12 protein-coding genes and 3 pseudogenes are annotated in these 11919 nt (G+C 47.4%); 5 read left to right on the forward strand and 10 right to left on the reverse strand.

The genetic code is table 11. The annotated features are described in order from the left end of the window. Positions 1–33: 33 nt before the first annotated feature. Entirely contained in the window at positions 34–1089 is a 1056-nt protein-coding gene (locus L0M14_RS12525; protein WP_235122383.1) for a hypothetical protein, read from the forward strand. A 230-nt stretch (positions 1090–1319) separates the two neighbouring features. On the opposite strand, the pseudogene L0M14_RS12530 reads toward L0M14_RS12525, so the two are convergent. From L0M14_RS12530 to L0M14_RS12540, 3 genes and pseudogenes are all read right to left on the reverse strand, one after another. Beyond that, positions 1320–2181, reverse strand: a pseudogene (locus L0M14_RS12530) (1,4-dihydroxy-6-naphthoate synthase). Then, complete coding sequence (locus L0M14_RS12535) at positions 2181–2840, reverse strand: futalosine hydrolase (RefSeq protein WP_235122384.1); 660 nt, start codon at positions 2838–2840, stop codon at positions 2181–2183. The pseudogene L0M14_RS12530 and the gene L0M14_RS12535 overlap by 1 nt, the downstream one beginning before the upstream one ends. Before the next feature lie 25 nt (positions 2841–2865). After that, positions 2866–3514: pseudogene (locus tag L0M14_RS12540) on the reverse strand (serine/threonine protein kinase). Between the two features lie 287 nt (positions 3515–3801). Here L0M14_RS12540 and L0M14_RS12545 point away from each other — a divergent pair. The 4 genes from L0M14_RS12545 (at position 3802) to L0M14_RS12555 (ending at position 6810) form a co-directional block, all read left to right on the forward strand. Next, positions 3802–4800, forward strand: coding sequence for a CobW family GTP-binding protein (locus L0M14_RS12545; protein WP_235122385.1), 999 nt, complete (start codon positions 3802–3804; stop codon positions 4798–4800). Positions 4801–4842: 42 nt separating this feature from the next. Further along, positions 4843–5610, forward strand: a complete 768-nt coding sequence (locus L0M14_RS12550) for a permease (RefSeq protein WP_260115465.1) — start codon at positions 4843–4845, stop codon at positions 5608–5610. Then, on the forward strand, positions 5531–5776 hold the full coding sequence (locus tag L0M14_RS32340) for a permease (RefSeq protein WP_260115479.1): 246 nt from the start codon (positions 5531–5533) through the stop codon (positions 5774–5776). The genes L0M14_RS12550 and L0M14_RS32340 overlap by 80 nt, the downstream gene beginning before the upstream one ends. A gap of 71 nt (positions 5777–5847) precedes the next feature. Then, on the forward strand, positions 5848–6810 hold the full coding sequence (locus L0M14_RS12555) for a TIGR03943 family putative permease subunit (RefSeq protein WP_235122386.1): 963 nt from the start codon (positions 5848–5850) through the stop codon (positions 6808–6810). A gap of 36 nt (positions 6811–6846) precedes the next feature. Here L0M14_RS12555 and L0M14_RS12560 read toward each other — a convergent pair whose 3' ends face one another. From L0M14_RS12560 to L0M14_RS12590, 7 genes and pseudogenes are all read right to left on the reverse strand, one after another. Further along, positions 6847–7335, reverse strand: a complete 489-nt coding sequence (locus L0M14_RS12560; protein WP_235122387.1) for a L,D-transpeptidase — start codon at positions 7333–7335, stop codon at positions 6847–6849. A gap of 162 nt (positions 7336–7497) precedes the next feature. Then, positions 7498–8429, reverse strand: a pseudogene (locus L0M14_RS12565) (manganese-dependent inorganic pyrophosphatase). Positions 8430–8586: 157 nt separating this feature from the next. Continuing rightward, entirely contained in the window at positions 8587–8934 is a 348-nt protein-coding gene (locus L0M14_RS12570) for a GIY-YIG nuclease family protein (protein ID WP_235122388.1), read from the reverse strand. A 19-nt stretch (positions 8935–8953) separates the two neighbouring features. Further along, entirely contained in the window at positions 8954–9709 is a 756-nt protein-coding gene (locus tag L0M14_RS12575) for a DUF2087 domain-containing protein (protein ID WP_235122389.1), read from the reverse strand. Between the two features lie 104 nt (positions 9710–9813). Then, entirely contained in the window at positions 9814–10239 is a 426-nt protein-coding gene (locus L0M14_RS12580; RefSeq protein ID WP_235122390.1) for a DUF6157 family protein, read from the reverse strand. Between the two features lie 439 nt (positions 10240–10678). After that, the gene (locus L0M14_RS12585; protein WP_235122391.1) at positions 10679–11518 is read right to left on the reverse strand and encodes a sugar phosphate isomerase/epimerase family protein; all 840 of its coding nucleotides are present in this window, start codon (positions 11516–11518) and stop codon (positions 10679–10681) included. 91 nt (positions 11519–11609) lie between these two features. Continuing rightward, positions 11610–11804, reverse strand: coding sequence for a hypothetical protein (locus L0M14_RS12590; protein ID WP_235122392.1), 195 nt, complete (start codon positions 11802–11804; stop codon positions 11610–11612). Between the last annotated feature and the right edge of the window lie 115 nt (positions 11805–11919).

An 11919-nucleotide genomic window follows, 5' to 3' on the forward strand; every position in this document is an offset into this window, starting at 1 on the left:
TACTGGAGAATGTTCAGGAGGAGGACGAATGGAATGAAAAAACATGTACTATCTATGACGGTATCGCTGCTTTTGATATCCTGTCTGCAATCCTCACTTGTCAATGCTAAGGAAGCAGCAGTGTCGCAACCACAAGTGAGTGTAAGTACAACTGATGAATTTGTCACCTTACAGACAACAACACCTTTGTTTAGCTCACCCGATGCTGGTCAGCATGTTGTTGCTCTACTAGCACCACAAGTCGTTCAAGGACTCGCAACGATGGATCATGAATGGTATCAGGTACATACATGGTTGGGGCCGTTATGGGTCAATCCGAAGGTAAGCTACCCAATTGATGTCAGACAAGAAGAATTGGAGCTGAAGTTAACGAAGCCTGCTATCGTCTATGAGCATCCCAACCAGGGAGCTCGTAAATTAGGAACATTAGCACCGCAGAACGTATCCGTATTTGAACGCGGCAGCGGTTGGTACCATATACATAGCGATTGGCTTGGTGATTCCTGGGTGTACGCCCCTGATCCTGCCGCAGACCCCGCTACATATACGCCACCAGTTAGTGTGGAAGCTACGCCGGTTACCGACGCGAGTTGGAGTGAACATCAATATGAATTCGGAGCAGGATGGCGGGGCTTTCCGTTCGCAACGGAAATCTATGCAGCTGGTAGCAACGAAGAGTCTACGCCTTCAGATATGATTTCATTCGGCAGTGATGTCAAGGTCGAATTCAAAATTGCCAATGCAAGCGAAGATGCTTTGACTTTATCTGATTCCACTAAGATCCAAGTTGACATTAAACGGGTCGATGATGGAGACCCGGGGAAATGGACTCCAGTATGGTCCGGTGTGCTCCCTTCTTTGCAAGCGGCATTCCCAAAGAGGGATTCACATATTACAAGCCGGGAGTTAACGTTCCACTGGGATCAAAAGGATAGTAACGGCAAGCAGGTTCCTTTCGGCAAGTACCGTGTAGAACTCAAGACTCCATTCGACATCGACTATACGAATAACCGCACATCCGAGCAGCTGCAGCAAGTCACGGAAACCCACATGCGATCGGCGATGTGGATGACAATTGCAGCCCCTTAAATAAGCTCTGTTTACTTCTAACGATTAGCTGATTAGCTTCGAGGCCGATTCAGGTATTTGGCGGGCAGGAAGTCCCCCAATTCAATAATGTGAGATAAACGGCTTACTCCGTCCTTTAAAGACGAGTACGTTTATAATACATATAAGCCGAATTATGGAGTGAAACTTATAAATTCTTATATTTCAAAAAAATACCCGGCAGCCTATTGACGGCTTACCGGGTATTGCGTTTATCGATGCACCTGCTGTAGCTTTAAGGCCTCCAGATCAAATTGGGGCACAAGGCCTTCCTCCGCCGCTCTTCCGAGCAGAGCTTGGATGGCGGCATAACCGCTCTCGCCTAAATCTGCTGTAAACTCATTCACATACAGATTAATGTGAGCCTGAGCCACTTCCTTCGAAAGCTCCTGCGCGTGACTCATGACATATTCGCCGGACTTCTCGGGATGAGCCCATGCATATTCGACCGATTGGCGAATCCATTGCGAAATCGTTGTCAAATCCAGGGATTTACGTGCAATAATCGCTCCGAGTGGAATAGGGAGTCTCGTATCCTCCTCCCACCAGCTGCCCAGATCTCTGACTAATTGCAATCCATAAGTAGGATAGGTGAATCGAGCTTCGTGAATGACAAGACCTGCGTCGATCTGTCCATCTCTCACCGCTGGCATGATTTCATGAAACGGCATGACAACAATCTCGCCCACGCCGCCGGGGACATGCTTCGCAGCCCACAACCGGAATAGCAAGTAAGCAGTTGAGCGTTCGCTTGGAACAGCTACACGCTTGCCGCTCAGCCAGGACGTCTGGTCTGCGGCGCCTTCCGCTCCCGGTGCCGACAGCACGAGCGGGCCGCAGCCTCTGCCGAGCGCGCCTCCGCATGGCAGCAGTGCATAATCGTCTAGCACCCACGGCAGCGCGGCGTAAGAGATCTTCATAATCTCCGGACCTTCCCCACGGGCAGCCCATCCGTTCGTAATATCAATATCTGCATAGGTAACCTCAAGCTCAGGGCGCCCCCTCTATCAAGCCGTGCGCCCAAGCATGAAAGACAAATGTATCGTTGGGACAAGGTGAATAAGCAATTCTCATTATCGTACCTCCCGAAAAACTGAACTTGCCGCTTCAAGTGCTGTTAATGCACTGCCGATTCGCCATGCGGAACGGTCTCGCGGACCAATGGTATTGGAAATTGCGCGAAACTCCATGAATGGAATACCCCGCATTTGGGCCGCAACACCTGCTCCATAGCCCTCCATCGCCTCCGCCACGGCTCCAGGCACGCGACGAAGCAGCTCCTCAGCTTTTGCTGCAGAGCCTGTAACCGTCGTGACCGTGAGAACAGGCCCTGTTACGACCGGCAACCCCACCTCCTGCAGCTGCTGAGCGATGCTTGAAGCAAGTCCGACCTCAACGGGAACGCGTGCCGAGCCAAAGCCCAGCTCGTCCAGACTGACGAAGCCTTCCGGCGTCTCTGCGCCGAGATCGGCGGCAATCACCTCGCTCGCCATCACGATTGAGCCGATCTCCGCCTTGCCGGCAAAGCCGCCCGCGATGCCGGTCATCACGACCATACCGTAATCGGCTTTGCTCAGTGCCGCTGCCGTATTGGCTGCCGCGGCTGCCGCACCTACCCCGACGACGACTACGTCGACGTTCGTCAATGGTCCGGTGCCCCGAAGGACGGCTTCCTTTTCAGCCTCAACTGCTGTTACTACAAGGACTCGTTGTGTTGGTGTTATACTTTCCATACCTAAATCTCCTTCAATAGATAGCTTAAGTTCTCCATCTTCTATATCCTCTGCGGACCCAATTCAGTACGAATTCCGGGAAAGCAATTCGCTGAATCCATGGGTGATAAAAACGCTCATATGCTTGTTTTAAGTCTTCCCACATCGTACAGGATTCTTCCTTTAAGAAATCCGAAACGTCGACGACGAAACCTCGGCCATCCTTCATCATGACATTTTTTCCATGAACATCATGAGGCGTAAGTCCCTTCCCTCTCGCGAAGGCAAGCGCCTCATCCACGTCGAGGATGACTTGCTTAGGAATGGGGACCCCTTTTCGAATACAGTCATATAAAGTAATCCCGGATAGTCTCTTCAGGACGAGATAATTTCTCCCCCGCTAACACACACTCGGAGTATGCCGGATGTGTGCCAAGTCGGCGGTAAACTTCAATTTCATCTTCAAGACCGGCCTGCCGGGAGCGTAAAACCTTCACAACAAACTCAGGGTATTCAGGATGCAGCAATACGGCGGCATAATTACCGGCTCCCAGTACTTCCCAAGGCTTCGGCACTCTGTGAACGACAACAGGTTCAAACGGATGTTCACTTTCAATATGGAGTCCAGGAAGCAGCTGTGCCTCAATCCATGCTTTTGGTGGACTACAATAGCCAGGTGCACCACCATGCTGCATGAACCTTTCGCCATGTTCCATCCGCATGTTTGTAGGTCCTCTCATCTATCGCTAGGGTTCAAAAAGTAAGCATTATACTCATCATGACACATGAAATCCCTTATGGTCAAGATTGCTGCATTCCAGGTCCACATTGATGTGCCCTTACTCTTCGAGCATATTGTCAAATATAGAAAACTGTTATATGATACTTTTGTTATTAGTAATATTTACGTTTTAACGGCATGTTTGACTCATGATTCGAATATGCTTGGTATGAATCATTATTTCTTGGTAGGAGGAGTCCTATGAAAGTACCCGTTATCGTGCTAAGCGGTTTTTTGGGAAGCGGTAAAACAACTCTTTTAATGCAAATGTTAAACGAATCGAAAGCCAGGGGTTTACGCCCCGGTGTACTCATGAATGAGCTCGGGAGGCAGGATGTTGACGGACGGATTCTGGATGAACATAACGGGGCTGCGATTGAACGATTACTTGACGGATGTGTCTGCTGCAGCAAAAAAGAAGAACTGGCCGACAGCTTAAAGCTTTTGATCAAGCAGCAGCCGGACCTCATCTATATTGAGCTAACCGGTGTTGCGAACCCGGAAGAAATCGCTGATGCTCTGACAGAGCCGGGACTCCTGGAGTCGATGTCTCTGCAGCAAATCATCACAGTGCTTGACAGCGAGCATACGTTGGAGTACAACAGCATCTTCTCTTCCGACAAGGAGCTTGTCATTACACTGCGCAAACAGATGGAAGCTGCGGATTATGTGCTTATCAACAAAGCGGACTTGGTCTCCTCTTCCACACTCGACAAGATTGAGAAGCATGTCAGAAAGTATAACGATAAAGCGGTGATTACGCGTACGGTACATAGTCGATTCGACCTCTCCAAGCTTCTTGAGCCTATCAAGGCTTATGCACGTACAGGCGCTGCAGCAAGCTCCTTTCGAATACTCAAATCGATCGGGACAGTCAGCCATTCTCCCGCACATCAGCAACCATCGCCTTCTTCGCGATCATTCTCCCGCATTCGCACTGTTACACTGCCATTTCCTTCTTCAAAAAGATTATCGAAAGCTCAATTGGAACGCTTTATGTCCGAATGGAGCAAACATCTACTTAGAGCGAAAGGCTACGTAAGCCTTGTGGATCAACCCTTCGCCATGCTCATGCAGTTTGCTGGAAAGCGAACTTATTGGGAACCTTCGGAATTTCAAGGCGCACCCTATGTAGTCTGTATTGGGATTGATCTGGATCAGCAGCGGTTAGAAGCAGAGTGGAAGCATCTATTTACTTGAGTCTTATATTCGTAATGATTATCATTTGGGAGTGCCACAAATATGCAGCAAGCTCTTGGCTTTACAAATATTCTCTCCATAACGACCTTGCAAACCTTTAAAACGATGTTCATCAGTTTAATCTTGGAGGCAATCCCTTTCGTTCTGGCAGGGGTTGTCCTATCTTCTTTTCTACAAGTGTTTGTCTCTGAAAAACGGATTCAAAGACTTATTCCGAAGCATCCGCTGGCGGGAATCCTGTTTGCCACACTTCTAGGTGTGATCTTCCCTTTCTGTGAATGCGGAATGATCCCCGTCGTTCGCCGCCTTATACAAAAGGGTATGCCTGTTCATATAGCAGCTGTGTTCATCTGCGCAGGCCCAATCCTGAATCCTATTGTGTATGCGGCAACGTATATGGCGTTCCGGACACAACCCGATATGGTGTACGCCCGAATGGGTTTAGCCTTTGTGGCTTCAACTCTAGTAAGCCTTCTCTTATATGCTATTGTGAACTATAATCCGCTCAGAACCACATTGGCTTCTATTCATAGGGAAACTGCAACTGCAGCTTCATCCCATAGAAGTAACCAATTATCGGCCATGTTAGCTCATGCGGCGGATGAATTTTTTGAAATGGGGAAATATCTCCTATTCGGAGCATTTTTGACGGCCGTCATCCAAACGCTCGTGAATCGCAGCAGCCTCGTTTCCATCGGACATGCACCGGTACTTTCCCCACTTCTACATGATGGGATTCGCTTACCTGCTGTCACTCTGCTCGACATCGGACGCTTTTGTCGCATCCTCTTTTATCGGTATTTTTTCTAAAGGTTCTCTGCTCACCTTTCTTGTCATCGGACCCATGCTGGATTTCAAAAGCACACTAATGTTGTTCTCCGCTTTTAAGTCAAAATTCGTACTTCTCTTCAGCTTCCTCATAGCAGTTGTTGTATTAACCGGTTCGATCTGTATCGACTATTTATTTTTTAGCTAGGAGTGAGCAGTCATGGCAAATTCTTCTTCTCAACCCCACACGCACATTCACAACCATCAGCGATTCATTACTTGCTCCGCGCAGCTATCCTGCTAAGCTTTGCCATGCTTATCGTTCACCTTGCCAAGAGTGAAGATCTGGTCTATTATATCGCGCCTCGCATGCAGAGCTATGTGAAGTATTCCAGTGTAGGTTTGTATATAATTGCCATCTACCAGGTTTACCTGGGCATCCAATCACTATGGCGCAAACCATTCACTTTCGATTGCGACTGCAACCATTCTGATACCAATAGCAGGCTGAAGAGCACTGTCACATACTCGCTGTTCATCCTCCCCTTACTGCTGGGCTTCTTGCTGCCGAACAATGCCATGAGCAGTGCGGTTGCTGATCAGAAGGGAATGAACCTCTCTGCTAGCTCGGCTGCACCGGCGATTACTAAGCAATTGTCTTCCTCAGCAAGTAACACAAAGTCTGATTTAGTCAATCAGACTCAATCGTCTCCTCTGCCAGCCAAGGTTCAAACACATAGCTCTTCATCGACATCCAGCGCCAGTCTGACAGACGAACAAATCAAGAAGCTGTTTACTGCTCCTGATGCGTACACGGAAGACTTCGCCAAGATGGGAATCATTCTGTACAAGCGGGACCGGATTGTTGTAAAGCCGGACATTTATATGGAGATTTTATCCACTGTGGATTTATTTAAGGAAAATTTTTATGGCAAGGAGATGGAGCTTACGGGGTTCGTCTATCGTGAAGATGGCCTTAAGGATGACCAGTTTATCGTAGGTCGGTTTGCCGTGTCCTGCTGTTCCGCGGATGCTCTCCCTTATGGGGTTCTCGTCGACTTTCCGACAGCTAACCATTTCACGAAAGATGCCTGGGTCAAAGTAATAGGGACCATTGAGCCGGCCAGCTATCAAGACAATGATATCTTTAAAATCCATGCCTCCCAAATTGAAAGCATCCCAGACCCCGGCACCCCCTACGTGTATCCTAACTTCGATCCGATTCCCGAGTTAAAGAAGTAACGTCAAAGCCGATGAGAAGCTCATTGTGCTGTTGCGCTAATCTTGTATAACAACCCTTGTGCCCACAGGTATGTGCTTAAATATAAATTCGACATCCCGGTTCAGCATTCGAATGCAGCCTGATGAGACACTTTGTCCGATGGAATAGGGCCTGTTCGTGCCGTGAATACCGTAGCGGTAACCGCCTGTATTCGGAATACTTATACCAAGCCAGCGCGTACCTAAAGGATTGCGCTTGTCACCGCCAGGAATACTTTTTCTGTTGTACCAAGGATGTTTAATTTTATTAGCGATTCGAAACTCGCCGACTGGTGTCAGATTACCCTTACCTGTAGCAACCATAAATGTATATACAGGAGTCTCATTCACATACACGACCAAAATATGTGAGGACTTGTCGATGAGAATACTAGTTTCCTCCTCAATAGGAGCAGCCAGGGCATGTGGAACTGCTGCCGTCATGCCGATTGCGGCGACAAGGCTGTATATGAAGATCATTAACAACCGTTTCAAGTCATTTTTCATGTTCTACCTGCTTTCCTCACCTTGCTCATTAAATATTCACTGATCTTGTGCTTTGAATAGTATGGATAACCAGCCGCTAAAACATTCGAGACGCCGCCGCGTCGACAAAAAAACCTGCCATCTCTTATATAAAGAGAGGCAGGCTTCTGTTATGTGTCATTCTTACAGCTTATTGAATGCGTCTGTCAGCTGCGGAACGATTTGAGATTTACGGGATACGACTCCCTTCAGATTCGCTTTATTATCAACCAAGGATACATTGTAGGCTTGCTCAACGGCTTGAGTGGAGCGTCCAAGGGCAAGACCAACGGAATCGTTATTTAAGATATCGGTTACGACGAAAAGGAATAAGTCCAAACCTTTTTCTGCAATGATCGTGTTTAGCGCTGCTTCAATCTCCGCTTGCTTGGAAAGAACGTCGTTCGTGTCCACTGCGTTCACTTGCGCGATCTCCACTTTGTAGCTGCCCATTGTGAATTCTTTGGCGTCCAAAGAAATCAGCTGTGCAACTGTTTTATCGCTCAAGTCCGCTCCGGCTTTCAGCATGTCAAGACCGTACACATCGGCATCTACACCTGCGATTTCAGCCAATTCTTTGGCTGCGGCGACGTCTTGAGGCGTGCAAGTCGGGGATTTAAAAGCAGAGAATCCGAGATGATAGCGGACAGCATCAGGCCTGCGATATGCGGATCGATGGCAATGCCGTTTTCTTTGTACATTTTATTGAGAATCGTCGCGGTACAGCCTACTGGCTCAGCACGGTAGTACAAGGGGCCGCTTGTTTCAAAGTTTGCAATACGGTGGTGGTCAATAACCTCGGCAACCCGTACTTTATCAATATCAGACGCGCTTTGTTGGCGCTCATTGTGGTCAACCAAAATTACCGTGTCGGTTTCGTTTGCAACCGTTTCAACCAGGCGAGGCGCCTGTGCGCCGAATTTGTCCAGAGCAAACTGCGTTTCGCCGTTTACTGCGCCGAGTCGAACCGCTTCAACCTCTTGGCCCAATTTCGTTTTCAGATCCGCGTAAGCAATCGCAGAGCAAATTGTATCCGTGTCCGGATTTTTGTGCCCGAAAATAAGAGTTTTTCCCATTATCTCCCTGCTCCTAACTCAATTTTATTGGTGAATCCATTTTTCTATACAATTATAGCCTGATCCTTCCAACCGTACAAGAACAGTTCTCGCGGGTTTACGTGTTGATCAACAAAAGAAACCCTGCTCCCAAGAAGGAAGCAGAGTTCGTACTCGGCTATTTACGATGATACCCTCGATCCTCATACGGCTGCAGATCGTTCATCCATTTCTCTTCCAGCTTCTTCAGCTCATCCTTAAGATCAAAGTAGCCTGTTTCTTTCTGTTTCAGTATTTCCAGCACCTCAAACTCAAACGCTATTTCGCCATAAGCATTCCAGTCAGCCTGGAGCTCTTTGTTGATAAACGATCCCAGATTGAGGGAAATTCTCTTTCCATTTATGGATTTGAGATTGGGCGTACCACTCAACCAAACTTTACCGTTTTTCGTATTTCTGATCTGGTATACGCCCGCCTCTGTTTTCATTTCTTTATATTGCTGCTGCAATTCTTTTCTTCGGTCCATGTAAGTTCGACTCCTTCTTTTAAGCTTTCACCCAGTATTCGCTTCCGTCCGGCAACCGGTCCAGGAAACCATATTCAATTAAATATCTTCGCAGTGTCACATGATCGTGGAAGATTTGCTTCAGCACTTCATTGACTTCTTTCTCCGTATATTTCCGCTCGCTTGAGAAGCGTTTGACCAGCTCACGTAAGATGACCAGCTTATTCTTCTCTTTTAGCGGGAATGACTTTAAGGCACCTTGCGGTCCCTCGGGAAAATATTTGCCTATCACTTTCTCGCTTTCATCATGAGTAATATTGTATCTGTCATCCACCATCGTCGCGGTCTGATGAAGCTCGACGAATGACGGAGCGTGGCGATCCTTTTCTTTCAGCAGCTCCATCATCGCCAGAAAAATCTTCGCCTGCCGCTCCTTCTCCTTGAGTGCAAACCGATGATTGCGAATTGTCGAGGCGCTGCCTATCCCCAGTTCTTTTTGAACCTCGCTATCGCTTCGTCCTTCGTAAAATAGCTGCAGCAGACTGTTCTGATGCTCGGTAAGTCCAGTTAGTTTCTTGTTCAGCTGGATCAAATAGGAAAATACGGACTCGTGTGCCGCTTCAATATGTCGGCGCATAAAGCGCTCAGCTTCATAGAACACCTCTTTTTCCGAATAAACAATTCCCTTTTCTGTTTGCTTCCCGCACAGCAAGCAAGTATATACATGCTGATCGAACATATACCCTTGCTTCAACTCCTCGAGCGAAGCGTTCCAGAACAATTCGGAACTAGACATCTCCAAACACACCCTTAATTTGTTTATCATTTTATAGACATAATATAATAACATCTATAAAATTGTCAATAAAAAAAGCCCCTTAATAGGAGCTTAGGCAGACCTCATTTGGCCTTCGCATTACGCATCGCATGAATAACACTCGTAGTTCCATCCGTGTTGCCAGCATAGTTTATGTAGGGTTCCGATTCCATCGGGTATACAGCAATTTTCCCTTCTTGGTTATAATGGAAGCCCCATCCATACCGCTTCGCAAGTGTAGAAGCTCGTAGACAAGGGTGCGGTTTGCTGAACAGTTCTGACCAAATTTCCTCCTTACGCGAGTCAATCTCGGCTTCTGGAATCAATTTATGACGAATATGTGTTTGAAAAATCAATTCATCTTGTGTGAATTCGTATGGATGCTGTGAGAGAAGCTCATATTGAATGACATGAATAGGTTTTGCATCCTTTTTAGCTACCGGAACTTGACCGTATTCGGCCGGACAATCCGGAGCGATCAATATAAACGTATTTGTATAACTTCCCATTAGAATGACCTCACTTACATTTTTCGTTAATTACGCTTTTACGCAATAAGTACTGTACTCCCCGTTCCCCAGGATTTCCAAAGCATTCAATTGATATCCCTAGGCACAACCGCCATCAATCCCGATCTTCCCAGGAGCAAACCACACATCCGCACTCCCGTGCAGGTCTACTGTCCTTGTGTGCCCAAAGACAATTGTCTTACTTACAAGGTTGGGATGATTATAAAACGGTTCTTTGGTATACATAAAATCATGCTTGGGCTGTTAGAAGCTGATCTCCATGCGTATATCCAATTCTCTCCAAAAGCTCGTTGAATGAATCATAGCAACCATGAATATCGCTGATCACATACGTTTTGCCCATCTCTTAACCTCCCCCTATAAAACCTAAACGGAAAAAGAAGAGACCTCTGCCTGAAGCAGCATGTCTCTTCATCCATTACTCGCCTGCCGCAAGCAGCAGCTCAGTCTTGATTCGTTCAATTCCATCCCACATATTGCCGGGTCGATCAAAAATAAGTGATACAGGTGCTTCGCAGCCATGCTCCTTCAAGATCGAGACCATTCTACCAAACTCCTCGCGATCAACCGAGCCATCCTCTAGATATCGCGGCTTGGCATGAATCGTGTAGGCTAGCGGCGAGCCGTATGCGATCCCTTCTTCTTTCTCATCCAATGCAAAATTACCAAAATCAACGATCGTCTGAAATCCTGCACCCATTCCTTCTACGACACGGGACCAGCTGGAAACCGTCGACGTTAACGCTCTGAAATTCTCGCTGACGATCCTCACGCCGAGCTTCGATGCATACTCCTGCAGCTGCTTGAGCGCCGCTTGACACCGGGCAATCGCCTCTTGATCCGTTGGTGCTTGTTCGCCCGCAACGATGCGCACAGCGTCAGCACCAGCCTTGGACGCGACCCCAATCCATTCCTGCAAGTACCGGATATCTGCCTCTCTACGCACCGGATCCGGAGAGGATATATCTCCGTAATCAACCAAAAGAGTATGAAACCTTACATCTGCACGGTTAAACGCATCCTTAAGCTCCGCCAAATAAGCGTCATCCGTTGACGGGAGATGAAAATGACACACCTCGGCAAAACGGAAGCCCCTGCTTGCTAACTCCTTTGGAAGATCCGTGAGCGCTAGCTCCAGCGGCTGACTTTCCTCCGATACGACAGGTTGCTTGCTTACTTCGTCCCAGACCGTCCAGCGCAGCGGGCCAAGGCAGCGATGGAGGCTCCATGTGCTAATGGAAAGCTTGTCTCTGAACATGGTACACTCTCCCCAAATATCTAAAGATCACTTTTCTACAGACTACTCATTCCACATTTATCCATACGATTCCTGCCTGCAAAGCCATTTCTCATGATGTAATGCGAAACTCACAAGCTGTCTTTAAAAATTTATCTCCGTTAATGATGACAAAATATTCTGTATGCTCTTGAATAATTCCATTCGTTTGCAGAGGTTCCCCTTGAAAATAGACAGTGATTAGCTTGCGCTGCTTACGGCATGTTTCAAACTCATGATGCTCTAGAACTCGTTTGGATTTTTTCAATCCCATCGCCCCCAATGACTATATGAAAAGGAAAACAACCGTTTACATTTCCTTAATATGACATTGTTATTATACGGCTTTAACGGCCTAGAATGGTTAACGCTATGTAAATTTT

The organism is Paenibacillus hexagrammi, from assembly GCF_021513275.1.
Classification (GTDB): domain Bacteria; phylum Bacillota; class Bacilli; order Paenibacillales; family NBRC-103111; genus Paenibacillus_E; species Paenibacillus_E hexagrammi.

Bases quoted from the DNA above. Each gene is read 5' to 3' on its own strand.
- L0M14_RS12560 (WP_235122387.1), bottom strand. From the start codon at position 7,335: ATGAAAAATGACTTGAAACGGTTGTTAATGATCTTCATATACAGCCTT.
- L0M14_RS12585 (WP_235122391.1), bottom strand. From the start codon at position 11,518: ATGTTCAGAGACAAGCTTTCCATTAGCACATGGAGCCTCCATCGCTGC.
- L0M14_RS12525 (WP_235122383.1), top strand. From the start codon at position 34: ATGAAAAAACATGTACTATCTATGACGGTATCGCTGCTTTTGATATCC.
- L0M14_RS12580 (WP_235122390.1), bottom strand. From the start codon at position 10,239: ATGGGAAGTTATACAAATACGTTTATATTGATCGCTCCGGATTGTCCG.
- L0M14_RS12535 (WP_235122384.1), bottom strand. From the start codon at position 2,840: ATGGAAAGTATAACACCAACACAACGAGTCCTTGTAGTAACAGCAGTT.
- L0M14_RS12550 (WP_260115465.1), top strand. From the start codon at position 4,843: ATGCAGCAAGCTCTTGGCTTTACAAATATTCTCTCCATAACGACCTTG.
- L0M14_RS12570 (WP_235122388.1), bottom strand. From the start codon at position 8,934: ATGGACCGAAGAAAAGAATTGCAGCAGCAATATAAAGAAATGAAAACA.
- L0M14_RS12575 (WP_235122389.1), bottom strand. From the start codon at position 9,709: ATGTCTAGTTCCGAATTGTTCTGGAACGCTTCGCTCGAGGAGTTGAAG.
- L0M14_RS12545 (WP_235122385.1), top strand. From the start codon at position 3,802: ATGAAAGTACCCGTTATCGTGCTAAGCGGTTTTTTGGGAAGCGGTAAA.
- L0M14_RS32340 (WP_260115479.1), top strand. From the start codon at position 5,531: ATGGGATTCGCTTACCTGCTGTCACTCTGCTCGACATCGGACGCTTTT.